The 22104-nt window shown below is 62.7% G+C and carries 21 protein-coding genes and 1 other RNA gene; 12 read left to right on the top strand and 10 right to left on the bottom strand.

Annotated features, from left to right (window positions below; genetic code table 11):
- Positions 1-173: 173 nt before the first annotated feature.
- From rho to PverR02_RS30290, 4 genes are all read left to right on the top strand, one after another.
- Complete coding sequence (gene rho, locus PverR02_RS30305; RefSeq protein ID WP_017845130.1) at positions 174-1433, top strand: transcription termination factor Rho; 1260 nt, start codon at positions 174-176, stop codon at positions 1431-1433.
- Between the two features lie 155 nt (positions 1434-1588).
- Entirely contained in the window at positions 1589-3571 is a 1983-nt protein-coding gene (locus PverR02_RS30300; RefSeq protein ID WP_079444906.1) for an acyltransferase family protein, read from the top strand.
- Between the two features lie 59 nt (positions 3572-3630).
- A complete protein-coding gene (ubiD, locus tag PverR02_RS30295) occupies positions 3631-5097 on the top strand; it encodes a 4-hydroxy-3-polyprenylbenzoate decarboxylase (protein ID WP_046381692.1) in 1467 nt (488 codons plus the stop codon).
- Positions 5097-6065: a CDP-6-deoxy-delta-3,4-glucoseen reductase gene (locus PverR02_RS30290; RefSeq protein ID WP_017845123.1), complete on the top strand. Its 969-nt coding sequence runs from the start codon at positions 5097-5099 to the stop codon at positions 6063-6065. The genes ubiD and PverR02_RS30290 overlap by 1 nt, the downstream gene beginning before the upstream one ends.
- A 38-nt stretch (positions 6066-6103) precedes the next feature.
- Here PverR02_RS30290 and PverR02_RS30285 read toward each other — a convergent pair whose 3' ends face one another.
- Positions 6104-6586: a hypothetical protein gene (locus tag PverR02_RS30285; RefSeq protein ID WP_017845122.1), complete on the bottom strand. Its 483-nt coding sequence runs from the start codon at positions 6584-6586 to the stop codon at positions 6104-6106.
- Positions 6587-6826: 240 nt separating this feature from the next.
- Here PverR02_RS30285 and PverR02_RS30280 point away from each other — a divergent pair, with 240 nt between their 5' ends.
- Complete coding sequence (locus tag PverR02_RS30280; RefSeq protein WP_017845121.1) at positions 6827-7480, top strand: gamma-glutamylcyclotransferase; 654 nt, start codon at positions 6827-6829, stop codon at positions 7478-7480.
- 105 nt (positions 7481-7585) lie between these two features.
- On the opposite strand, the gene PverR02_RS30275 is transcribed toward PverR02_RS30280, so the two are convergent.
- The gene (locus PverR02_RS30275) at positions 7586-8572 is read right to left on the bottom strand and encodes an NADPH:quinone oxidoreductase family protein (protein WP_017845120.1); all 987 of its coding nucleotides are present in this window, start codon (positions 8570-8572) and stop codon (positions 7586-7588) included.
- Positions 8573-8722: 150 nt separating this feature from the next.
- Between PverR02_RS30275 and PverR02_RS30270 the strand changes: the two genes are divergently transcribed.
- Entirely contained in the window at positions 8723-9130 is a 408-nt protein-coding gene (locus PverR02_RS30270) for a flagellar basal body-associated protein FliL (protein ID WP_046488859.1), read from the top strand.
- A gap of 96 nt (positions 9131-9226) precedes the next feature.
- Here PverR02_RS30270 and PverR02_RS30265 read toward each other — a convergent pair whose 3' ends face one another.
- The 4 genes from PverR02_RS30265 to PverR02_RS30250 all read right to left on the bottom strand — a co-directional run bounded on the left by PverR02_RS30265 (position 9227) and on the right by PverR02_RS30250 (position 14613).
- A complete protein-coding gene (locus PverR02_RS30265; protein ID WP_057003992.1) occupies positions 9227-10345 on the bottom strand; it encodes an ABC transporter permease in 1119 nt (372 codons plus the stop codon).
- Positions 10345-13062 (bottom strand): ribosome-associated ATPase/putative transporter RbbA, encoded by a 2718-nt coding sequence (rbbA, locus tag PverR02_RS30260; RefSeq protein ID WP_079445050.1) that lies wholly within the window; start codon positions 13060-13062, stop codon positions 10345-10347. The genes PverR02_RS30265 and rbbA overlap by 1 nt, the downstream gene beginning before the upstream one ends.
- Positions 13059-14024, bottom strand: a complete 966-nt coding sequence (locus PverR02_RS30255; protein ID WP_017845116.1) for an HlyD family secretion protein — start codon at positions 14022-14024, stop codon at positions 13059-13061. The genes rbbA and PverR02_RS30255 overlap by 4 nt, the downstream gene beginning before the upstream one ends.
- Before the next feature lie 139 nt (positions 14025-14163).
- Positions 14164-14613 carry an EVE domain-containing protein gene (locus tag PverR02_RS30250; protein WP_079444905.1) on the bottom strand — a complete coding sequence of 150 codons (450 nt, stop codon included), beginning with the start codon at positions 14611-14613 and terminating at the stop codon, positions 14164-14166.
- A gap of 195 nt (positions 14614-14808) precedes the next feature.
- Here PverR02_RS30250 and PverR02_RS32360 point away from each other — a divergent pair, with 195 nt between their 5' ends.
- A complete protein-coding gene (locus PverR02_RS32360; protein ID WP_090234720.1) occupies positions 14809-14958 on the top strand; it encodes a hypothetical protein in 150 nt (49 codons plus the stop codon).
- A 7-nt stretch (positions 14959-14965) separates the two neighbouring features.
- On the opposite strand, the gene PverR02_RS30245 is transcribed toward PverR02_RS32360, so the two are convergent.
- The 4 genes from PverR02_RS30245 to PverR02_RS30230 form a co-directional block, all read right to left on the bottom strand.
- Complete coding sequence (locus PverR02_RS30245; protein WP_079444904.1) at positions 14966-15595, bottom strand: 5-formyltetrahydrofolate cyclo-ligase; 630 nt, start codon at positions 15593-15595, stop codon at positions 14966-14968.
- Positions 15596-15652: 57 nt separating this feature from the next.
- A non-coding RNA gene (gene ssrS / locus PverR02_RS30240) (6S RNA) lies at positions 15653-15831 on the bottom strand.
- A gap of 30 nt (positions 15832-15861) precedes the next feature.
- Positions 15862-16179: a cell division protein ZapA gene (locus PverR02_RS30235; RefSeq protein WP_017845112.1), complete on the bottom strand. Its 318-nt coding sequence runs from the start codon at positions 16177-16179 to the stop codon at positions 15862-15864.
- On the bottom strand, positions 16176-16385 hold the full coding sequence (locus tag PverR02_RS30230; protein WP_017845111.1) for a TIGR02449 family protein: 210 nt from the start codon (positions 16383-16385) through the stop codon (positions 16176-16178). Before PverR02_RS30230 ends, PverR02_RS30235 begins: the two co-directional genes overlap by 4 nt.
- Before the next feature lie 137 nt (positions 16386-16522).
- Between PverR02_RS30230 and PverR02_RS30225 the strand changes: the two genes are divergently transcribed.
- The 5 genes from PverR02_RS30225 (at position 16523) to PverR02_RS30205 (ending at position 22073) form a co-directional block, all read left to right on the top strand.
- On the top strand, positions 16523-17080 hold the full coding sequence (locus PverR02_RS30225; RefSeq protein WP_017845110.1) for a YecA/YgfB family protein: 558 nt from the start codon (positions 16523-16525) through the stop codon (positions 17078-17080).
- Positions 17081-17100: 20 nt separating this feature from the next.
- The gene (gene pepP, locus PverR02_RS30220; RefSeq protein ID WP_046381697.1) at positions 17101-18423 is read left to right on the top strand and encodes a Xaa-Pro aminopeptidase; all 1323 of its coding nucleotides are present in this window, start codon (positions 17101-17103) and stop codon (positions 18421-18423) included.
- On the top strand, positions 18420-19607 hold the full coding sequence (gene ubiH / locus PverR02_RS30215; RefSeq protein WP_046381698.1) for a 2-octaprenyl-6-methoxyphenyl hydroxylase: 1188 nt from the start codon (positions 18420-18422) through the stop codon (positions 19605-19607). The genes pepP and ubiH overlap by 4 nt, the downstream gene beginning before the upstream one ends.
- Before the next feature lie 85 nt (positions 19608-19692).
- Positions 19693-20910: a 2-octaprenyl-3-methyl-6-methoxy-1,4-benzoquinol hydroxylase gene (locus tag PverR02_RS30210; RefSeq protein ID WP_164887041.1), complete on the top strand. Its 1218-nt coding sequence runs from the start codon at positions 19693-19695 to the stop codon at positions 20908-20910.
- A gap of 158 nt (positions 20911-21068) precedes the next feature.
- Positions 21069-22073: an extracellular solute-binding protein gene (locus PverR02_RS30205; RefSeq protein WP_079444903.1), complete on the top strand. Its 1005-nt coding sequence runs from the start codon at positions 21069-21071 to the stop codon at positions 22071-22073.
- Positions 22074-22104 lie beyond the last annotated feature (31 nt).

The raw sequence follows: 22104 nt of genomic DNA, 5'->3' as shown, positions 1-22104 counted from the left end.
GAAACTCAGGTGGTACATTCGGCCCCGCACTGGTTTCTCCACTGCCCCCTGCAAGCCGTCGCCGACGCATTCCTTTTCGATTAGTACGCGATCCTGTCGCCTTCTCTGCGGCGCGGCCTCATTAAGCCAAAAGCTTAATTTCCCCCCTCCATAAATGATTACGTCATTCCTATATGAATCTGACTGAACTCAAGCAAAAGCCGATTACCGAACTGCTCGAATTGGCCGAACAGATGGGCATAGAAAATATGGCCCGTTCGCGCAAGCAGGACGTGATTTTCTCCTTGCTCAAAAAGCACGCGAAAAGCGGCGAGGAAATCTCCGGTGATGGCGTGCTGGAGATTCTCCAGGACGGCTTCGGCTTCCTCCGCTCTGCAGACGCTTCCTATCTCGCCGGCCCAGACGATATCTACGTTTCGCCGAGCCAGATCCGCCGCTTCAACTTGCGCACCGGTGACACCATCGTTGGCAAGATCCGTCCTCCGAAGGAAGGCGAGCGTTATTTCGCCCTGCTCAAGGTCGACACGATCAACTTCGATCGTCCAGAGAACGCGAAAAACAAGATTCTCTTCGAGAACCTGACCCCGCTGTTCCCGACCGTGCGAATGAAGATGGAAGCCGGCAACGGTTCCACCGAAGACTTGACCGGTCGTGTGATCGACCTGTGCGCCCCGATCGGCAAGGGCCAGCGCGGCCTGATCGTCGCACCGCCGAAAGCCGGTAAGACCATCATGCTGCAGAACATTGCAGCGAACATCGCGCGTAACAACCCTGAAGTTCACCTGATCGTGCTGCTGATCGATGAACGTCCGGAAGAAGTGACCGAAATGCAGCGCACCGTGCGCGGCGAAGTGGTTGCCTCGACGTTCGATGAGCCGCCAACCCGCCACGTGCAGGTTGCCGAAATGGTGATCGAGAAGGCCAAGCGCCTGGTCGAACACAAGAAAGACGTGGTGATCCTGCTCGACTCCATCACCCGTCTGGCCCGTGCCTACAACACCGTGATCCCGAGCTCCGGCAAGGTATTGACCGGTGGTGTCGATGCCCACGCCCTGGAGAAACCGAAACGTTTCTTCGGCGCCGCGCGGAATATCGAAGAAGGCGGCTCGCTGACCATCATCGCCACCGCGCTGGTTGAAACCGGCTCGAAGATGGATGAAGTGATCTACGAAGAGTTCAAGGGTACCGGCAACATGGAACTGCCCCTGGACCGTCGTATCGCTGAAAAGCGTGTGTTCCCGGCGATCAACATCAACCGCTCCGGCACCCGCCGTGAAGAGTTGCTGACAGCCGACGACGAACTGCAGCGCATGTGGATTCTGCGCAAGCTGCTGCACCCGATGGATGAAGTCGCGGCCATCGAGTTCCTGATCGACAAGCTGAAAACCACCAAGACCAACGACGAGTTCTTCCTGTCGATGAAGCGTAAGTAATACGACGTTTCAGGTCCCAAAAAATGGCGTCCTTCGGGGCGCCATTTTTTTTGTATCTAGAAAGGGAGGTTTGAGCGCTTGAAGTGTCAGTTAAGAAACAAAAGGATGAGCGAGGCTACGCTCGTTCCCATTCGTTTCTGGCTGACTCTGGATTTATGACCATTCTTGCTTACCGAAGAGACATTGATGGCTTGCGTGCTGTCGCTGTCCTCGCAGTCGTGCTGTTCCACTTTGGCGTTCCGGGCGTTACTGGCGGCTTTGTGGGGGTCGATGTTTTTTTTGTGATTTCCGGCTTCCTGATTACCTCGATCATCTGGCGCGAACGCCAGGCCGGGCGTTTCAGTTTCGTGGGCTTCTGGGCGCGCCGTGCCCGGCGTATCTTGCCGGCGTTGTTCGTGATGATGGCCGCGACACTGGCCGTGGGCTGGTTTTTGCTGGCGCCCAAGGACTATGAAGAGCTGGGGCGGTCAGCGCACTACCAGGTGATCTTCACCTCTAACCTGCTGTTTTCACGCCAGCACGGTTATTTCGATGCTGCCTCCGACATCAAGCCCTTGCTGCACACCTGGTCGCTGGCGGTGGAGGAGCAGTTCTACATCCTGTTCCCGCTGCTGCTGGCCCTGCTTTCAAGCCGTTTGAAACACTGGCGCCTGGCGTTGTTCGCGGTGCTGCTGGTGTCGTTTGGCATGAGTGTCTGGGCGGTTTCCCATCAGCCGCAGAAAGCCTTCTACCTGCTGCATATGCGTGCCTGGGAATTGCTGGCCGGCGCCATGCTGGCGGTCATGCCGAAGGTTGAGTGGCGCGCCTCGCCGCCCCTGGCGCAAGCGGTCAGCCTGGCTTCCCTGGCATTGATCCTGGCCGCCATATTCGGTTTCGACCGGCATACACCGTTCCCTGGCGCGGCCGCTTTGCTGCCGGTGCTGGGCGTGGTCGGGTTGATCTGGGCCAATGGGCAGCAAGCCACCTGGGTCGGGCGGCTGCTGAGTTCGCGGCTGATGGTGGGCCTGGGGCTTATTTCTTATTCCTGGTACCTGTGGCATTGGCCGGTGTTCGTGTACGCCAACTACGCAGCGGTTGATGGCTTGAGCGTGGCTGAATTGGCCGGGTTGATGCTGCTGAGCCTGGTGCTGGGTTATTTGTCCTGGCGCTTCGTGGAGGCGCCATTCCGGGAAAAACGTCTGCTGGCCGGGCGCAAGGCGATCCTGGCTGGCGCCGCGGCCGGCATTTTGTGCCTCGGCCTTACTGGCCTGGCATTGCGGGAAGCCGATGGCGTGCCGTGGCGCCTGTCCGAACAGGCATTGCGTTATGCCCAGGCGAAGAAGTGGAGCCCGGAGCTGACGGCCTGCCTGGCGGACAAGAACACCCCGGATGAGCGGCTGTTCTGCCATTTCGGCCCACAAAGCCACTCGGTGTCCGCGCTGGTCTGGGGCGACAGCCACGCCACCGCATTGATTCCGGCGCTGAAGGATGCGGCCAAACGGCACGATATCAGTCTGGTCCAGGCCAGTTTCGCCGGTTGCGTACCGTTGGATGGGCTGGAGGATATTGCCCAGTGCGCGCATTTCAACCAGCGCGTCGAGCAGGCTCTGGCCGCACAGTCGTTCAGCGATGTAGTGCTGGCGGCGCGCTGGAGCCTGTACCTCTATGGGCAGATATCGGGCGACAAGGAACATGCGCTCAAAGACCCGGGCACCGGCAAGTACGTGCGTGCCGTGGCCGAGCAGCGTTTCGAACAGGGCCTGCGTGAACGCATCCAGGGGCTGCGCGCCGCCGGGCACCATGTGTGGCTGATCAAGGAAGCACCGCTGCAGGAAATCATCGTGCCGTACCGCCTCAGTCGCCTGGCCATGATGCACCGGCCGGTGGACGGCGAAGGGCTCCCCGTGGCGGAGCACGAGAAGCGCCAGGCCTTTATCACTCGACTGTTTGACGAACTGGCCGCCGCCGACAGTGGCGTCACCGTGCTGGACCCCGCGCCCCTGCTGTGCGGCGCCGACGGCCTGTGCCGGGTCGAGCTCGACGGCCGCGCGCTGTACACCGACGATAACCACCTCTCCGACGTCGGCGCGCGACATGTCCAGGCGTTCCTGGAACCGCTGTTCCGTTCGCTGCAATCACGGGGGCTGACGGCCAATTAAGCTGCCAGCCGTCCTCAGAGCAGGTAGGATGTACGCCTATTTTACGGGTGGCATGGTTAATGAAATTCAAGGATCTTCGGGATTTCGTGCAGCAACTTGAGCAGCGCGGAGAGTTGAAACGCATCCACGTGCCGGTTTCGCCGGTGCTGGAAATGACTGAGATTTGCGACCGTACCCTGCGCAACAAGGGCCCGGCGCTGCTGTTCGAGAACCCGACCGGTTTTGATATCCCGGTGCTCGGCAACCTGTTCGGCACCCCCGATCGCGTGGCCTTTGGCATGGGCGCCGAGTCGGTCAGCGAATTGCGCGAGATCGGCAAGTTGCTGGCGTTCCTCAAGGAGCCCGAGCCACCCAAGGGCTTGAAGGACGCCTGGTCGAAGCTGCCGATCTTCCGCAAGATCATTGCCATGGCGCCCAAGGTGGTCAAGGACGCGGTGTGCCAGGAAGTGGTCATCGAAGGCGATGACGTCGACCTGGGCATGCTGCCGGTGCAGACCTGCTGGCCCGGCGATGTCGGCCCGCTGATCACCTGGGGCCTGACCGTCACCAAGGGCCCGAACAAGGATCGCCAGAACCTCGGCATCTACCGTCAGCAAGTGATCGGCCGCAACAAGGTGATCATGCGTTGGCTGAGCCACCGCGGCGGCGCGCTGGACTTCCGTGAATGGTGCGAAAAACACCCCGGCAAGCCGTTCCCGGTCTCTGTGGCCCTGGGCGCCGACCCGGCCACCATCCTCGGCGCCGTGACCCCGGTGCCGGACAGCCTGTCCGAATACGCCTTCGCCGGCCTGCTGCGCGGCAACCGCACCGAGCTGGTGAAGTGCCGTGGCAACGACCTGCAAGTGCCGGCCACCGCGGAAATCATCCTCGAAGGCGTGATCCACCCCGGCGAAATGGCCGACGAAGGCCCCTACGGCGACCACACCGGCTACTACAACGAAGTCGACAGCTTCCCGGTGTTCACCGTCGAGCGCATCACTCATCGGATCAAGCCGATCTACCACAGTACCTACACCGGCCGTCCGCCGGATGAGCCGGCGATTCTCGGTGTGGCGCTGAACGAAGTGTTCGTGCCGATCCTGCAGAAGCAGTTCCCGGAAATCACCGACTTCTACCTGCCGCCGGAAGGCTGTTCGTACCGCATGGCCATCGTGACCATGAAGAAGTCGTACCCAGGCCATGCCAAGCGGGTCATGCTCGGCGTGTGGTCGTTTTTGCGACAGTTCATGTACACCAAGTTCGTTATCGTCACCGACGACGACATCAACGCCCGCGACTGGAACGACGTGATCTGGGCCATCACCACGCGCATGGACCCCAAGCGCGACACGGTGATGATCGACAACACGCCGATCGACTACCTCGACTTCGCCTCGCCGGTCTCGGGCCTGGGCTCGAAGATGGGCCTGGATGCCACGCACAAATGGCCGGGTGAGACCACCCGCGAGTGGGGCAGGGTGATCGTCAAGGACGAAGCCGTGACGGCGCGTGTCGATGCGATCTGGAAAGAGTTGGGAATAGATTGATGCGTGTGACCCTGCAACCTTCCGGCGCCGTATTGGAGCTGGTCCCCGGTGAGCGAATCCTCGAAGGTGCGCGCCGCCTGGGCTACGAATGCCCGCAAGCCTGTCGCAATGGTGTGTGCCACGTGTGCGCGGCGCTGTTGGTGGACGGCCGGGTGCGGCAGTCCGGTGAAATACGCGACCACGGGGAGTTCTACACCTGCATCGCCGAGCCGCTGGAGGATTGTGTGGTGTTGTGGGATGGCGTGCTGGCGCCGGGAGAGTTGCCGTTGCGCAAGTTGTCGTGCCAAGTGAGTGAATGCGTGCAAGTCGGTGGCGATGTATGGCGCGTGCGCTTGCTCGCCCCGGCCGGCAAGGCCGTGCGTTACCACGCCGGGCAATACCTGATGATTGAACGGGATAACGGCGAGAAGTCGGCGTTTTCCCTGGCTTCGGCGCCCCACGCCGGACGCGAACTGGAACTGCACGTGCTGGCCCGCGAGGACAGCGCGCGCAATCTGATCGAGCAATTGCAGCGCAACCGGATGGCCCGCATCGAGCTGCCGTTTGGCGATACCCACCTGGCCGAGTTGCCCGATGGGCCGTTGGTGCTGATCGCCGCGGGCACCGGCATGGCGCAGATGCACAGCCTGATCGAGCACTGCCGCGCCACCGGCTTCAAACACCCGGTGCATCTGTATTGGGGCGTGCGGCGTCCGGAAGATTTCTACGAAATCGAGCATTGGGATCAATGGTTGCAACTGCCCAACCTGTTCCTGCACAAAGTGGTCAGTGACCTGTGCGGCTGGGAAGGACGCTGTGGGCTGTTGCATGAAGCGGTGTGCGAAGACATCCACGACCTCAAAGGCGTGCATGTCTACGCCAGCGGTTCACCGGCGATGATCTACGGCACATTGGATGCGCTGGTGGCTGCGGGCATGGATGCACACCAGATGCGCGCCGACGTATTCGCCTACGCCCCGCGGCCCTGAAACCTGCGCCGGCTCTGGTGGAGGAGCTGGCGTTGCTGTCAGAAACGCACGCCGGTCGTGATCATCGCCGCATTGAACCCCAGCAGCACCAACTCCGCCGCCACCGGCCCGTAATGGGTGCCCACGGACGGTATGATCACCGGCGCCACGCCGAAACGGTTCAACGGGATTTTGTCGCGGTACTTGCCGCGATAGCCCTGGATCGCCCCGCCGGTCAGTTTCAGATACACCGGATAGTCGGTCATGTCATAGCGTTTACCCGCGTAGACGTAGTACGAGCGTTGGCTGAACGAGTTACGGAACGTCGCCGCCCCATACACCAAACCTGACGCTTCATTGCGCTCCAGGCCAAGCAAATCCTGGTTGTTGTTGTGGTCCGGGTCGGGGGAGAAGTGCCGGGTGTAGACGCTGGTCTGCGCATACCAGAAGCCCTTGTCATCGTCGACGGGCGGGGTTTCGACAGCGAGAGCGGTGGTGGCCTGGGCCAGGAGCAGCAGGCCCGGCAATCGTAATTTTTTCATAGGTGCGACCTCGAGTAATCGGTGTGAGGGGTGACCGACTGAGTCGTGCCAGCTGCGCTATTTTGACGGTCAAGCGCTTTGCCGGGCTGAACCGGAGCTGAAAATACTGGGATTGCTTCTGGAGAATGCGGTGGTCGTTCAGCCTATTGTACTTTTTTGCCGTATGGTCACAGCAGCGCGTTTTATTACGGTAGAGTTGCTAACAATTGGTAACACATAGGAGGCGAGCCACTTTTCGCCATGACCGCCATCGAATCCGATCTTTTGCAATTGGCTTACCCTCCGCGGCTCGATCTGGGACCGCAACTCACGCACGAACAGTTGATGAACTCGATGCAGGCCACCATGGCCCGGCATAAGGGCGGGCCGGTCTGGCTATTCGCTTACGGTTCGCTGATCTGGCGGCCGGAATGTTCATCGACCGAGCGGGTTCGGGCGCGAGTCCATGGCTATCACCGTGGTTTGTACCTGTGGTCCCACGAGCATCGGGGTACGCCGGAGTTGCCCGGGTTGGTGTTCGGCCTGGATCGTGGCGGCTCGTGCAGCGGGTTTGCCTACCGCCTGCCGGAAGATCAGTTAGAAGCCTCGCTGTACGCCTTGTGGCAGCGCGAAATGCCTTACCCCTCCTATCGGCCGCACTGGCTCAGTTGCCGTCTGGAAGATGGCAGTCGGGTGCAGGCATTGGGGTTTGTATTGGAGCGGCACCTGCCGAGCTACGCTGGCAATCTGCCCGACATCGTGCTCAGCCACGTGCTGCAAAGCGCTTGCGGGCGTTACGGCACGACGCGCGATTATGTCGAGCAGACCGTCAACGCCCTGCGCAGCCACGCCATGCCAGACAAAAACCTGGAGGCGCGGCTCAAGCGTTGTGCCAAGGATTGCTCAGGCGATTAACGCGCCAAACGCAGGAAATATGAGCCAATGCATGTTCTCTACGAACATGTCGCGAATAGACAGGTGATGGTCGAGGACACCGCCCCTCCCACATTTAAGCGCATTTCACCTCGGCAGGCGGGTTTGCACGACCACCTTACCCACCGCCTTGCGCTGCCCCAGGTCATTGATCGCCTGGGCCGCCTGTTCCAGCGGATACACCTGCGACACCAGCGGTTTCAACTTGCCCTCGGCATACCAACCAAACAGCTGCTGGAAGTTCGCCGCATTGTCCTGCGGCTGGCGCTGGGCGAACGCGCCCCAGAACACTCCGACCACGGCCGCGCCCTTGAGCAGCGCCAGGTTCACCGGCAGCTCCGGAATGCGCCCGCTGGCAAAACCCACCACCAACAGGCGGCCGTTCCAGGCGATGGCGCGGATGGCCTGGTCAAACAAGTCGCCGCCCACCGGGTCGTAGATCACGTCGGCGCCGTTCCCGTCGGTCAGGCGCTTGACCTCATCTTTCAGGCTGGCTTCGCTGTAGTTGATCAGCTCATCGGCGCCGGCGGCCTTGGCCACCGCCAGTTTGTCGGCGCTGCTGGCGGCGGCGATGACCCGGGCGCCCATGGCCTTGCCGATTTCCACGGCAGCCAGGCCCACGCCGCCGGAGGCGCCGAGGACCAGCAAGGTTTCGCCGGGCTGCAGGTTGGCCCGTTGTTTCAGCGCATGCATCGAGGTGCCGTAGGTCATGCTGAACGCGGCGGCGGTGTTGAAGCCCATGCTGGGCGGGATCGGCAGCACGTTATAGCCGGGCACCGCGACCTGCTCGGCAAAACTGCCCCAGCCGGTCAGGGCCATCACGCGGTCTCCAACCTTCAGGTGGCTGACCTTTTCCCCCACTTCACTGACCACGCCCGCCGCTTCGCCACCCGGCGAGAACGGGAACGGCGGCTTGAACTGGTACTTGCCCTCGATGATCAGCGTGTCCGGGAAGTTGACCCCGGCGGCATGCACGTCCAACAGGATTTCGTTCTTCTTGATCGCCGGGCTGGCGATGTCTTCCAGCACCAGGGTTTCGGCGGGGCCGAAGGCTTTGCACAGCACAGCTTTCATCGGACTATTCCTTTTGGCGTCGTGGCCGATAAGTGTAGGAGGGTATGCCCGTGGGTCAACGAGCATGCCCGGGCCTGATAAGTCGCCATAAGCTTGTGCTCTGCCTTGCTAGCGTTATGCTACTGGGCTACCGAATGTGAGGAATGAACTGTGAAAGCGTGGATTCTGTTGATGCTGGCCCTGACCTTGCCAATGGCGGCCCAGGCGCAAGAGGCGAAAGAAGGCGAGGCGCCGAAGGTCAGCTATATCAGCCTGGCCCCGCCGTTCGTGGGCAACTATGGCTTGGACGGTACGTCCAAGCTCAAGGTGTACAAGGCCGATATCGCTCTGCGTGTGACCGGCACCGAAGCGGCCGCCGCCATCAAAGCCAACGATGCGTTGATTCGTAATCAACTGGTGGCGCTGTTCACCCAGCAAACCAACGAGACCATGAGCACGGTTGAGGGTAAGGAAAAACTGCGCCAGGAAGCCCTGAAGCAGACCCAACAAGTGATGAACGACGAAACCGGCAAGCCGGTGGTGGAAGACCTGTTGTTCAACAACCTGATCATCCAATAGTCACGGCGCGACGATCGCGAGCAAGCCCGCTCCCACAAGGGAATGCGCTCCACCTGTGAGAGCAGGCTTGCCTGCGATAGCGGCCGGGCAGGCACCTCAAGACGCCAGGCTCTTGCGGAACCGCGCCAGCGCCACCAAAAAGAACAGCAAGCCAATTCCCGCCAGCGCCAGCATGTCCGGCCACACCACGCTCATGCCCGCATCGCGGAACAGGATCGCCGCGCTCAGGCTCACAAAGTGCGTCGACGGCGAGGCCTGCATCACCCACTGCAACCATTCGGGCATGCTGTCCAGCGGCGTGCTGCCGCCGGAGAGCAACAGCATCGGGATGATCACTGGGATTGCCAGCAAGCCGAACTGCGGCGTCGAGCGGGCGAGGGTGGCGAGGAAGATCCCCAGGGCGGTGCTGGCAAACAGGTACAGCGCGGTCACGAACAGAAACAGGCTCAGCGACCCGGCCAGCGGCACGCCGAGCATGCCCTTGACCACCACTTCCAGTGACACCCAGGTACACAGTACCACCACCAGCAGGTTGCTCCAGATTTTCGCCAGCATGATTTCCAGCGCCGTCAGCGGCAGCACCAGCAAATGGTCGAGGGTGCCATGTTCGCGCTCGCGCAGCAGCGCGGTGCCGGTGAGCACAATGGCGAGGATGGTGATGTTGTTGACGATCTGGATGACTGCGAGGAACCAGCCGCCCTCCAGGTTGGTATTGAACAGCGCCCGCGTTGTCAGCAGCGCCGGCGCTTTGCTGGCGGAGTCGGCCTGGCCGCTGTAGGTCAGCAGCTCGCGTTGGAAAATCCGTGAGATGTAGCCGGCGCCCATGAACGCCTGGCTCATCGCCGTGGCATCGACGTTCACCTGCACATCCGGCTCGCGACCGGCTAACAGGTCGGCCTGGAAATTCGCCGGTACGTTGATCACGAACGTGTACTGGCCGCTGTCCATGACCTTATCCAACTGGTCATACGCCAACGGCACGGGTGACTGGAACTCGGGCGGCTGCAACGCCTCGGCCATCTGCCGCGAGATCGCGCTGTGGTCCTCGTCGACAAACGCCACGCTGGCGTTGTGTACGCCAATCACCGAGCCGGCCGCGGGCATGTAGATCGCGACCGTGAAGGCGTAGAACAGAAACAGCAGCAGCACGCTGTCGTGGCGCAGGCTGGTCAGTTCCTTGATCCCCAGGCGCAGGATGTGCGCGAACTTATGCATCAAGCCTCCTGCTTCTTCAGCATGATCAGGCTAAGCCCGGTAAACCCGAGGAAAAACCCGAACAGCGCCAGGCACTGCGGCCACAGTTGCCGCAGGTCGAGGGCCTTGGTGAACGTGCCCACCGCAATATCGAGAAAGTGCCCCGCCGGAAACAGCGTGCCCATCACCGCCGCCGCGCCTTCCAGGGACGAACGCGGCACGATCAGCCCGGAGAACTGGATGGTCGGCAGGCTGGTGATGATCATGGTGCCGAGGATCGCGGCGATCTGGGTGCGGGTGAACGCGGAAATCAGCAGGCCCATGCTGGTGGTGGCGAGCACGTACAGCAGGCCGCCGAACGCCAGGGTCAGGCCGCTGCCCTTGAACGGTACGCCGAACAGCCAGCAGTTCATCGCGACCAGCACCGCCAGGTTGATCAGGCTCACGGCCAGGTACGGCGTCTGTTTGCCCAGCAGGAATTCCAGGCGGGTCAGGGGCGTGGCGTAGAAGTTGGTGATCGAACCCAGCTCCTTTTCGCGCACGATGCCCAGGGCGGTGAGCATCGCCGGGATGAAGGCGAGGATCAGTGCCATCACGCCTGGGCCGATGGCGTTCACACTGACCACATCCTGGTTGTAGCGAAAGCGGGTTTCGAGCTTGGCCGCGCCTTGGCTGTTCTGCGGCTGGCTGCTCAGCTCGGCCAGTTGCTGCAGGTTGGCCTGGTGGACCGCTTCTACATAGTTCCGGCTGGTTTCCGCGCGAAACGGCATGCCGCCGTCGAGCCAGGCCGCCACGCTGGGTTGGCGGCCGGCGTAGAGGTCACGACCAAAACCGGGCGGGATTTCCAGGGCCAGTTTGATTTCCGAACGTTGCAGGCGCCGGTGCAGTTCGTTGGCATCCTGGATCGGCGTTTGTTCGGCAAAATAGCGTGAGCCGCGAAACGCCTCCAGGTAGGCGCGGCTTTGCGGGGTCTGGTCCTGGTCGTAGATGGCGAAGGCGAGGTTTTCCACGTCCAGGGAAATGCCGTAGCCGAAGATCACCATCATGAACATCGCCCCGAGCAGGGCGAAGGCCATACGCACCTTGTCGCGCAGCAGTTCCTTGCCTTCACGGCTGGCCACGGCCAGCAGGCGCGACAGGCTGAAGCCGCGCTTGCTCACCGGCGGCGTGCTGGTTTCGCTGACGGTGGCGGTGGGCGCGGTAGGTTCGGCCTCGCCCTGGGCTTGCTCCAGACACGTGACGAACGCGGCTTCGAGGGTGTCGCCGTGGAATTGCTGCTGCAGCGCGTCGGGCGTGTCGCAGGCGAGCACCTTGCCGGCGTGCATCAGGGAGATGCGGTCGCAACGCTGGGCTTCGTTCATGAAGTGGGTGGACAGAAAGATCGTCACCCCTTGTTCGCGCGACAGTTCGATCAGCAGCCGCCAGAAATCATCCCGCGCCGCCGGGTCGACGCCCGAGGTCGGTTCATCGAGGATCAGCACTTCAGGACGATGCAGCACCGCCACGGCCAACGACAAGCGCTGACGCAAGCCGAGGGGCAGTTCGCCCGACGGCTGCTCGGCCACCTCGCTGAGGTCGAAACGCTGGATCAGCTCGTCGATCCGCTTGCCGCTGTCGACCTTGGGCAAATCGAACAACTGCGCGTGCAGCACCAGGTTCTGAAGCACGCTGAGTTCGCCATACAGCGAAAAGCTCTGCGACATGAAACCCACACGCTTGCGGGTGGCCAGGTCCTTGGCGTTCACCGGGTTGCCCAGCAACGTGGCACTGCCCTCGGTGGCCGGCATCAGGCCGGTGAGGACTTTCATGGTGGTGGTCTTGCCGCAGCCGTTGGAGCCGAGAAAACCGAAGATCTCGCCCCGGCCGATGGCGAAGCTGACTTTATCGACGGCGGTGAAGTCGCCAAAGCGCAGGGTCAGGTCGTGGGCTTCGATGGCGATATCGGTGTTGTTGCCTGCGCGCGGCGGGATGACCAGCGGCTGGTTGTCATGGGCGCTGTCGCCCTGGAAGTGGGTGAAGGCTTCGTCCAGTTTGCCGCTGGGGGTCACTGCCGCCAGCTCACTGCTCAAACCGTCGGCGATCAGTTTGCCGCGGTCGAGCATCAGGCAATGTTCAAACTGCTCGGCCTCTTCCATGTAGGCCGTGGCCACCAGCAGCGTCAGTTGCGGGCGCTCGCTGCGCACGGTTTCGACCAGCTCCCAGAAGCGCCGACGGGACAGCGGGTCGACCCCGGTGGTGGGCTCGTCGAGGATCAGCAGGTCCGGATCGTGGATCAGCGCGCAGCACAGGCCGAGTTTCTGCTTCATCCCTCCGGAGAGTTTGCCGGCCGGCCGTTCGGCGAAGCGCTCGAGGTCGGTGGCCAGCAGCAGGTTGTGCATGCGCTGGTTGCAATCGGCTTTGGACAGGCCGAACAGCGTCGCAAAGAAGCGGATGTTTTCGCGGATGGACAGTTCGGGGTACAGGTTGCCGCCCAGGCCTTGAGGCATGAAGGCGATGCGCGGGTACAGGCTGTTGCGGTGGCGGCGGTTGGCGATGGAGCCGCCGAGCACCTCCAGTTGGCCGTCCTGGAGTTTTTTAACCCCGGCGATCAAACCCAGCAGGCTCGACTTGCCGGCGCCATCCGGGCCGATCAGCCCGCAGCGCGTGCCGGTGGGCAGGCTGAAGGCGATATCGACCAGCGCCTGTTGCTTGCCGTAGCTGTGCTGGATGCCGGTGGCGTGCAGCGCCAGATCGGTCATTGCAGGTTGGCCGGCCATGGGATGTCAGCCGTGCGAACGTAGCCGGCGCCGGGCATGCCCGGTTTGGCCTGCGGCACGGCGCTGGGTTGGGTCAGGCGCAATTTGACGCGGAATACCAGTTTCTGGCGTTCATCGCGGGTCTCCACCTCTTTGGGGGTGAACTGCGATTTGGCCGCGACGAAGCTGATTTTGGCCGGCAGCGATTGGCCGGGGAGCGCGTCGAGGAGGATGCGTGCATCGCTGCCGACGGTCAGGGCGCCGGTCACCGAAGCGGGCAGGTAGAGGTTCATGTACTGATCCTCGGGGTCGATCAGCAGCAATACGCGCCCGCCGGCACCGAGCACTTCGCCCGGCTCGGCCAGGCGCAGCTGGATAATGCCGTCGATGGGCGCGCGCAGGCTGCTGTCGTCGATTTCGCTGGTGAGCTGCGCCACCTGGGCCTGGGCGGCGCCGATGGCGGCCTTGGCCGAATTGACCTGGGCCTGGGCGGCGACTACGGCCGCATTCCCGGTGTTCTGGCGCGCCTGCTGTTGGTCGATCAGTTGGCCACTGGCGAAGCCGCGCTTGTACAGCTCCTGGGTCCGCTGGAGTTCCTGGTGGGCGAGCAGTTGTTCGCTCTGACGCAATTGCACATTGGCCTCGGCGGCGGCGAGGTTTTCCCTGGCCCGCAGCACTTCGGCTTCGGCCTGGGCGCGCTGGGCTTCCAGGGTGCGGGTGTCCATGCGCGCGAGCAGTTGGCCCTTGAGTACCTTGTCGCCTTCATCCACCCGCACTTCTTCCAGACGCCCGGGGATCTTGGCGGCGATCTGCACTTCGGTGGATTCCAGGCGGCCATTACCCATGCTCAAGCCTTCGGGCAGACGGTCCTGGGTGGATTTCCAGTAACCGAAACCGCCGGCGGCGAGCAGCAACACAATCAGGAGGGTGGCAAACAGCTGGGAGGTGCGGTGGTTCGTGGACATAGATGCTTCCTGCGGTGTTAGCGTCCTAGTCTGACGGGTTCGGCCCGAGGGCGCTTGATGCGGGTCAAATGAAGAGCAAGCCTAACCCGGTTGCGCTGCAGATGCATGCGTCGGGCGCGTGACTGCAAGGTTCTGCGGTTCAGCCCAGCGCGAGGACCGCCGACCATTGCTCGGCGGTCACCGGCATCACTGACAGACGGCTGCCTTTTTGCACCAGGGGCAGTTCGGCCAGGGCGGTTTGCTGCTTCAGATAGCCCAGGCTGAGCACCTTGGGAAACGTCTGGACGTGGGCCACGTCGATCGCGCTCCACGGGTTTTTGTCCGGGCTGGCCTTGGCGTCGAAATAGTGGCTGGAAGGTTCCAGCGCGGTGGGGTCGGGATACGCCGCCACGACGATTTTGCCGATGCCGGCAATGCCAGGCTCGGGGCAGCTGGAGTGGTAGAAGAAAAACTCATCGCCCACCGCCATCGCACGCAGAAAGTTGCGTGCCTGATAGTTGCGAACCCCGTCCCATCGCGCTTCGCCGAGGTGTTCCAGGCCGGTGATGGAGAGTTCGTCGGGCTCGGATTTCATCAGCCAGTAGGCCATTGGGGGGCTCCTGAAAAAGGCGTTGGACAGGTTGTGGGGCAATTGCATGACAAACCGACGGTCGGTTGGCGTCAAGGTTTGCGTGTTGGTTCACGTTAACGCAGAATGCCGGGATTTTAAGCTTGACGCAGCTGCAACGGACTACTTTGGAACGTTGTTGTCATCGTGTACGAGGTGCCTGAAGGGGGGCAATCGATGCAACGCAAACCGGATTTACTATGGATACTGGTTATTTTGTTTGGTCTGGGCGTCGTGACCACCGGGTATGCGCAAAGCTTATGGTCGAACAAGACCGATGCGCCCGTTGAACTGACCCAGCAGCCGCTACAACCGTTCAAGCGTTAACCCTTCTTCAGGGCGTCGCGGGTTCCAGCGACGCCTGTGCGATATACCACTGCTTATCGGTGACGGTGCCCGCCAACGGCACATCCCAACTCGCCTGCACCAGCTGTTCGACTTTCTGGCATTCATGGGCCAGGCCCAGCAGCGTCGGCTTGCGCCAGTGCTGGCGGCGCGCCAGGTAAGCCAGGCTGCGGTCATAAAAACCGCCACCCATGCCCAGCCGTCCCCCCGCGTCATCGAACCCCACCAACGGCAATAGCACCAGGTCCAGCGCCCAGACCTTGCGCTGGCGGCGGACATTCACCCGTGGTTCAAGAATGCGAAAGCGATTGGGCTGCAACTTCTCCCCGGGGCGAACGCGCTGGAACACCATCTTGGTCCGTGGCCAGGCGCTGAGCACCGGCAGGTAAGTGGCCTTGCCCCGCCGCTGAGCCGCACGCAGCAGCAAGCGCGGATCGATTTCACCGTCCGTCGGCAGATACAGGGAAATATGCTTGGCCCGGCGAAACAGCGGGTGCTGTGCCAGTTGCCGATACACGCCTTGGGCGGCTTTTCGCTGCTCGCTTGGCGTGAGTGCGCGGCGGGCGTTGCGCAACATGCGTCGAAGTTGCGGACGGGAAAGCGGCGCAGGTTCGGTCATGGTTTTTCGGCTCATAAAACAATGCCAGTCCTGGGACTGGCATTGAGTTTGGGATTCAGGCTCCCCGACAGAACCGCTGTCGACTAAGCCCTTGAACCCGAAAGTTCAAGGTGGAAGAAGCAGTAGGCTTTAAGGCTTTCCGTCTAGCGGACATGCACACCAGCCAAACGTGCAACTTCCAGGGTAGTGCGAATCGGCTCCGGGACATCGCCGACTGGCAAGCACGCCAGGGAGTGGGGCGAGTATACCTTAAACAGATGCGGCAATCAGCCCTTGGATGTGTCGGAATCGTTGGACAGTGCCAGGTCCACACGCTCCAGCAGGTCACGTACCTGCTCGCGCGTCGAGCCGCTGGCCTGCACGTCCGGGCGCTCCTGCTTATGCAGCAGATCGTGGGTGATATTCAACGCGGCCATCACGGCGATGCGGTCGGCGCCGATCACTTTGCCGCTGCTGCGGATTTCACGCATCTTGCCGTCCAGGTAGCGGGCGGCGCTCACCAGGTTGCTGCGCTCTTCCTGGGGGCAGATGATCGAATATTCTTTGTCGAGAATCTGCACGGTGACGCTATTGCTTGAACTCATGAGTCTTGCTCCAGGGCCTTCAGGCGCGAAATCATCGACTCGACCTTACGCCGGGCGATTTCGTTTTTTTCAATGAGGTGAGCGCGTTCCTCGCGCCAGGTCTTTTCCTGAGCTAATAGGAGTCCGTTTTGCCTCTTTAGTTGCTCGACCCGATCAATTAGCAATTCGAGTCTGGCCATCAGCGCTTGCAGGTCGGTGTCTTCCATTGGGTTCCACTGGATTTGTCTGATGAATGGCAACTGCAGAATAAACGATCTGACGCCCTTGATAGTCTGGTGCGTCTGCCGGTGCTAGGATACAGCGCTTCATTCTAGACATTGCGCCGTCTGGCGCCTAGCTCACCATGCCCATTCAGAACTCCCCGTACGATGCTTTTACCAAACTGCTGAGCTCCAGCGGTCATCCTTGCTCGCCCGCCGAACTGCACGGCGTGTTGCTGGGCCGCAGTTGCACCGGTGTTGGCTTTGACGCCGACAACTGGCTGGCCGATGTGGCCGAACTGCTGGAAACCGAACCCTCCGAGAACGTGCGTAACGCGCTGATCGGCCTGCAGGAAATGGTCAAGGGCGAGCTGACCGGTGATGACGTCACCGTGGTCCTGCTGCTGCCGACCGACGATGCACCGCTCACCGAACGTGCTGCCGCGCTGGGCCAATGGTGCCAGGGCTTCCTCCATGGCTTTGGCGTGAATGCCGGCGGCCTGGAGCTGAGCACCGACGCCAAGGAAGTGCTGCAGGACCTGGCGGCCATCTCCCAGGTGCAAGATGCCCTGGAAGAATCCGAAGACGGCGAAGGCGACTACATGGAAGTCATGGAATACCTGCGCGTCGCGCCGCTGCTGCTGTTCACCGAGACCAAGAAGTCCGCTGAACCGGCCACCCCCAAGCCGTCGCTGCACTGAGAAAGGAAGCCCGTCTGCCCATGATCCATATCCCGAAAGCGGAATACACCCGTCGCCGCAAGGCGCTCATGGCGCAGATGGAACCCAACAGTATCGCGATCCTGCCGGCCGCCGCGGTGGCCATCCGCAATCGCGATGTCGAACATGTCTACCGCCAGGACAGCGATTTCCAGTACCTGAGCGGCTTCCCCGAGCCCGAAGCGGTGATCGTGCTGATGCCCGGTCGCCCGCACGGCGAGTACGTGCTGTTCTGTCGCGAACGTAATGCCGAGCGCGAACTGTGGGACGGCTTGCGTGCCGGTACCGAAGGCGCGATCCGTGATTTCGGCGCCGACGATGCCTTCCCCATCACCGATATCCACGACATCCTGCCCGGCCTGATCGAAGGCCGCGACCGGGTGTATTCGGCGATGGGCAGCAATGCCGAGTTCGACCGGCACCTGATGGAGTGGATCAACATCATCCGCTCCAAAGCGCACCTGGGCGCCCAGCCGCCGAACGAATTCGTTGCCCTGGATCATCTGCTCCACGATATGCGCCTGTATAAATCGGCGGCGGAAGTGAAGGTGATGCGCGAAGCTGCGCGGATTTCCTGCGCCGCCCACGTGCGGGCCATGCAGGCCAGCCGCGCCGGCTTGCGTGAGTTCAGCCTCGAAGCCGAGCTGGATTACGAGTTCCGCAAAGGCGGCGCGAAGATGCCGGCCTATGGCTCCATCGTCGCCGCCGGGCGCAACAGTTGCATCCTGCATTACCAGCAGAATGACGCGCTGCTCAAGGACGGCGACCTGGTGCTGATCGACGCCGGTTGCGAGATCGACTGTTACGCCAGCGACATCACCCGCACCTGGCCGGTCAACGGCAAGTTTTCGCCCGAGCAACAGGCGATCTATGAAGTCGTGCTGGCCGCCCAGGAAGCCGCCTTCGCCGAGATTGCACCGAACAAGCATTGGAACCAGGCCCATGAGGCCACCGTGCAGGTCATCACTGCCGGGCTGGTGAGGCTGGGGTTGCTGCAAGGGGACGTTGACGAACTGATCGCCGGCGAAGCCTACAAACCGTTCTACATGCACCGCGCCGGCCATTGGCTGGGGATGGATGTGCATGATGTCGGCGAGTACAAAGTGGGTGGTGAATGGCGTGTGCTGGAGGTCGGCATGACGTTGACCGTGGAGCCGGGGATCTATATTTCGCCGGACAACCAGAGCGTGGCAAAGAAATGGCGTGGCATCGGCGTACGCATCGAGGACGACGTGGTAGTGACCAAGCAAGGCTGTGACATTCTGACCGGCGGCGTGCCCAAGACCGTCGCCGACATCGAAGCGTTGATGGCGGCCGCCCGATGAGCCGGGTCAACCTGGCCATTATCGGCGGCGGCCTGGTGGGCGCGAGCCTGGCGTTGGCGCTGCAGGACGGGGCCAAGGCGCGGGGCTGGAAGATCCTGCTGATCGAACCCTTCGCGCCGGGCGACAGCTACCAGCCGAGCTACGACGCACGCTCTTCGGCGTTGTCCTATGGCGCGCGGCAGATCTATCAGCGTCTGGGTCTGTGGCAGGCCATCTCCCGCCGCGCCGAGCCGATCAAGCAGATCCATGTGTCGGACCGCGGGCGCTTCTCCACTGCGCGCTTATCCGCCATGGAAGAGGGCGTGCCGGCCCTCGGCTACGTGGTGGAAAACGCCTGGCTCGGCCAATGCCTGTGGCAAGGCCTGGATAAGGACGTGGTCAGCTGGCGTTGCCCGGCCGAAGTCACGCGCATGGAGCCGCTGCCTGATGGCTATCGCCTGACCCTCAACGACGAAACCGTGCTGGAGTGCGACCTGGCGGTGCTGGCCGACGGCGGTCGCTCCGGCCTGCGCGAGCAACTGGGGATCGGCGTGAAATCCCGCCCGTACAACCAGAGCGCGCTGATCGCCAATATCACCCCGAGCGAAGCCCACAACGGCGAAGCCTTCGAGCGCTTCACCGATGAAGGCCCGATGGCCCTGCTGCCGCTGCCGGACAACCGCTGCGCGCTGGTCTGGACCCGTGCCGGCATGGACGCCCAGCGCCTGGCCAACCTGGATGAGCGCAGTTTCCTCAGTGAATTGCAGGGCGTGTTCGGCTACCGCCTGGGCACCTTGAAGCAGGTCGGTGCGCGGCATCTGTACCCGCTGACCTTGGTGGAAGCCGAAGAACAAGTGCGCTCGCACCTGGCGATCCTCGGCAATGCCGCCCACAGCCTGCACCCGATTGCCGGGCAGGGCTTCAACCTGTCCCTGCGCGATGCGAATGCCTTGGCCGAGGCCTTGCTGGCCGGGCCGGCGGTGCCGGGTGACCTGGCGACCTTGCAGGCATATCGCGAGCGGCAGCGCATGGATCAAACGCTGACGGTGGGTTTCTCCGATCAGGTCACGCGCCTGTTCGGCAGCGCCCAGCCGCTGGTCGCGCTGGGACGCAACATGGGCCTGCTGGGCCTCGACCTGCTGCCGCCGGCGAAACGCTGGTTCGCCCGTCAAGCCATGGGCCTGGGCACGCGTCCCGATGCGTAGCCGCGACTACATCGTTCGGGACGGGATGAGATTAACCCTTTACGTGCGGCGCAAGCCGCCAGCGAGACAGGCTTAAAGCATGGATATGCGCGCAGATGTGCTGATTGTCGGGGCCGGAATGGTCGGGAGCGCCCTGGCGCTGGCGTTGCAGGGCAGTGGCCTGCAGGTGCTGCTGCTCGACGGCAGCCCGCTGAGCGTCAAGCCGTTCGAGCCTGACGCGGCTTTCGAGCCGCGGGTGAGCGCCTTGTCGGCCGCCAGCCAGCGCATCCTTGAGCGCCTTGGCGTGTGGGATGGCATCGTCGCACGGCGCGCCAGCCCGTATGGTGAGATGCAGGTGTGGGACGGCAGCGGCACCGGGCAGATCCATTTTTCGGCGGCCAGCGTGCATGCCGAAGTGCTCGGGCATATTGTCGAAAACCGTGTGGTCCAGGATGCCTTGCTCGATCGCCTGCACGACTGCGACCTGGGCCTGCTGGCCAATGCGCGCCTGGAACAGATGCGCCGCTCCGGCGATGACTGGCTGCTGACCCTGGCCGATGGCCGCACGCTGCGCGCGCCGCTGGTGGTCGCCGCCGATGGCGCCAACTCTGCGGTGCGCCGTCTGACCGGCACCGCGACCCGCGAATGGGATTACTTGCACAACGCTATCGTCACCAGCGTGCGCAGCAGCCAACCGCACCGGCGCACCGCCTGGCAACGCTTTACCGACACTGGCCCGCTGGCGTTTTTGCCGCTGGTGCGGGATGGGCAGGAGGACTGGTGTTCGATCGTCTGGTCGACCACGCCGGCTGAGTCCGCGCGCCTGATGGCGTTGGATGAGGAAAACTTCTGCCGTGAGCTGGAGCGTGCCTTCGAAGGGCGCCTGGGCACGGTGCTCAGCGCCGACCCGCGTGTGTGTGTGCCCCTGCGCCAGCGCCACGCCAAACGTTATGTGGCCGAAGGCCTGGCGTTGATCGGCGATGCGGCCCACGTGATCCATCCGTTGGCGGGGCAGGGGGTGAACCTCGGTTTTCTCGATGCGGCGGTGCTGGCCGAGGTGCTGTTATCGGCGAGCGAACGCGGCGAACGCCTGGCGGATGTGAAAGTGCTGAGCCGTTACGAGCGTCGACGCATGCCGCACAACCTGGCGCTGATGGCAGCGATGGAAGGCTTTGAGCGCTTGTTCCAGGCCGACCAACTGCCGTTGCGTTGGCTGCGCAATGCCGGCTTGAAGGTGGTCGACCAGATGCCGGAAGCCAAGGCGATCTTCGTGCGCCAGGCCCTTGGCTTGAGCGGGGATCTGCCGGAACTGGCCAGGCCCTGACACACCCTGCAGCCCGGGCCTGCCCGCGATGAGGCGATACGTCGCAGTGCCGAACGCGGCTTTGCAACATCTCGTAACGCCTCACTCGAGTGAGTGATTGAGATGCTAAATGTGAGTCCTTATCATTTGTACTCTTTTGTTCACGAGAGACCGCACCCATGTCGGCACCCAAGCGCCTCCTGACTGCCCTGGCACTCACCCTCATCGGCAGCACCACCGTGCAGGCGGCCGACGAAGTCGTGGTCTACTCCTCGCGCATCGACGAACTGATCAAGCCGGTGTTCGACGCCTACACCCAGAAAACCGGGGTGCAGGTGAAGTTCATCACCGACAAGGAAGCCCCGCTGATGCAGCGCATCAAGGCCGAGGGCGAGAACGCCACCGCCGACCTGCTGCTCACCGTCGACGCCGGCAACCTCTGGCAGGCCGAGCAGATGGGCATCCTGCAACCGTTCACCTCCAAGCTGATCGACGCCAATATTCCGCTGCAATACCGCTCGTCCACCCACGCCTGGACCGGTTTGAGCCTGCGTGCGCGGACCCTCGCCTATTCCACCGACCGGGTGAAGCCAGGCGAGCTGACCACCTACGAAGCCCTGGCCGACAAACAATGGGAAGGCCGCCTGTGCCTGCGCACGGCAAAAAAGGTCTACAACCAGTCGCTGACCGCCACCCTGATCGAAACCCATGGCGCGGCCAAGACCGAAGAAATCGTCAAGGGCTGGGTCAATAACCTGTCCACCGATGTGTTCTCCGACGATATCGCCGTGCTCGAAGCGATCAACGCCGGGCAGTGCGACGTGGGCATCGTCAACACTTACTACTACGGCCGCCTGCACAAGCAGAAGCCGAACCTGGCGGTGAAGCTGTTCTGGCCGAACCAGGGCGACCGTGGCGTGCATGTGAACCTGTCCGGCATCGGCCTGACCAAATACGCGCCGCACCCGGAAGCAGCCAAGGCGCTGGTGGAGTGGATGACCACGCCTGAGGCGCAGAAGATCTTTGCCGACGTGAATCAGGAATTCCCGGCCAACCCGGTGGTGGCACCGTCGGCTGAAGTGGCCAGTTGGGGCAAGTTCGTGGCGGACACCTTGCCGGTGGAAGTGGCGGGCAAGCGCCAGGCCGAGGCGATTCGCCTGATGGATCGGGCCGGCTGGAACTGAATGTGTAGGTGGGAGGGGGCTTGCTCCCTCC

This window comes from Pseudomonas veronii (assembly GCF_002028325.1).
GTDB lineage: Bacteria > Pseudomonadota > Gammaproteobacteria > Pseudomonadales > Pseudomonadaceae > Aquipseudomonas > Aquipseudomonas veronii.
The sequence above is the reverse complement of the archived record's forward strand: the minus strand, read 5'-3'. Positions and strand labels throughout refer to the sequence as shown.

Coding starts and splice junctions, on each gene's coding strand:
- PverR02_RS30225 (WP_017845110.1), top strand. CDS start 16,523: ATGCCCATTCAGAACTCCCCGTACGATGCTTTTACCAAACTGCTGAGC.
- PverR02_RS30245 (WP_079444904.1), bottom strand. CDS start 15,595: ATGACCGAACCTGCGCCGCTTTCCCGTCCGCAACTTCGACGCATGTTG.
- PverR02_RS30210 (WP_164887041.1), top strand. CDS start 19,693: ATGCGCGCAGATGTGCTGATTGTCGGGGCCGGAATGGTCGGGAGCGCC.
- PverR02_RS32360 (WP_090234720.1), top strand. CDS start 14,809: ATGCAACGCAAACCGGATTTACTATGGATACTGGTTATTTTGTTTGGT.
- ubiH (WP_046381698.1), top strand. CDS start 18,420: ATGAGCCGGGTCAACCTGGCCATTATCGGCGGCGGCCTGGTGGGCGCG.
- PverR02_RS30255 (WP_017845116.1), bottom strand. CDS start 14,024: ATGTCCACGAACCACCGCACCTCCCAGCTGTTTGCCACCCTCCTGATT.
- rbbA (WP_079445050.1), bottom strand. CDS start 13,062: ATGACCGATCTGGCGCTGCACGCCACCGGCATCCAGCACAGCTACGGC.
- PverR02_RS30265 (WP_057003992.1), bottom strand. CDS start 10,345: ATGCATAAGTTCGCGCACATCCTGCGCCTGGGGATCAAGGAACTGACC.
- PverR02_RS30300 (WP_079444906.1), top strand. CDS start 1,589: ATGACCATTCTTGCTTACCGAAGAGACATTGATGGCTTGCGTGCTGTC.
- pepP (WP_046381697.1), top strand. CDS start 17,101: ATGATCCATATCCCGAAAGCGGAATACACCCGTCGCCGCAAGGCGCTC.
- PverR02_RS30285 (WP_017845122.1), bottom strand. CDS start 6,586: ATGAAAAAATTACGATTGCCGGGCCTGCTGCTCCTGGCCCAGGCCACC.
- PverR02_RS30275 (WP_017845120.1), bottom strand. CDS start 8,572: ATGAAAGCTGTGCTGTGCAAAGCCTTCGGCCCCGCCGAAACCCTGGTG.
- PverR02_RS30250 (WP_079444905.1), bottom strand. CDS start 14,613: ATGGCCTACTGGCTGATGAAATCCGAGCCCGACGAACTCTCCATCACC.
- rho (WP_017845130.1), top strand. CDS start 174: ATGAATCTGACTGAACTCAAGCAAAAGCCGATTACCGAACTGCTCGAA.
- PverR02_RS30205 (WP_079444903.1), top strand. CDS start 21,069: ATGTCGGCACCCAAGCGCCTCCTGACTGCCCTGGCACTCACCCTCATC.
- PverR02_RS30280 (WP_017845121.1), top strand. CDS start 6,827: ATGACCGCCATCGAATCCGATCTTTTGCAATTGGCTTACCCTCCGCGG.
- PverR02_RS30235 (WP_017845112.1), bottom strand. CDS start 16,179: ATGAGTTCAAGCAATAGCGTCACCGTGCAGATTCTCGACAAAGAATAT.
- ubiD (WP_046381692.1), top strand. CDS start 3,631: ATGAAATTCAAGGATCTTCGGGATTTCGTGCAGCAACTTGAGCAGCGC.
- PverR02_RS30230 (WP_017845111.1), bottom strand. CDS start 16,385: ATGGAAGACACCGACCTGCAAGCGCTGATGGCCAGACTCGAATTGCTA.
- PverR02_RS30290 (WP_017845123.1), top strand. CDS start 5,097: ATGCGTGTGACCCTGCAACCTTCCGGCGCCGTATTGGAGCTGGTCCCC.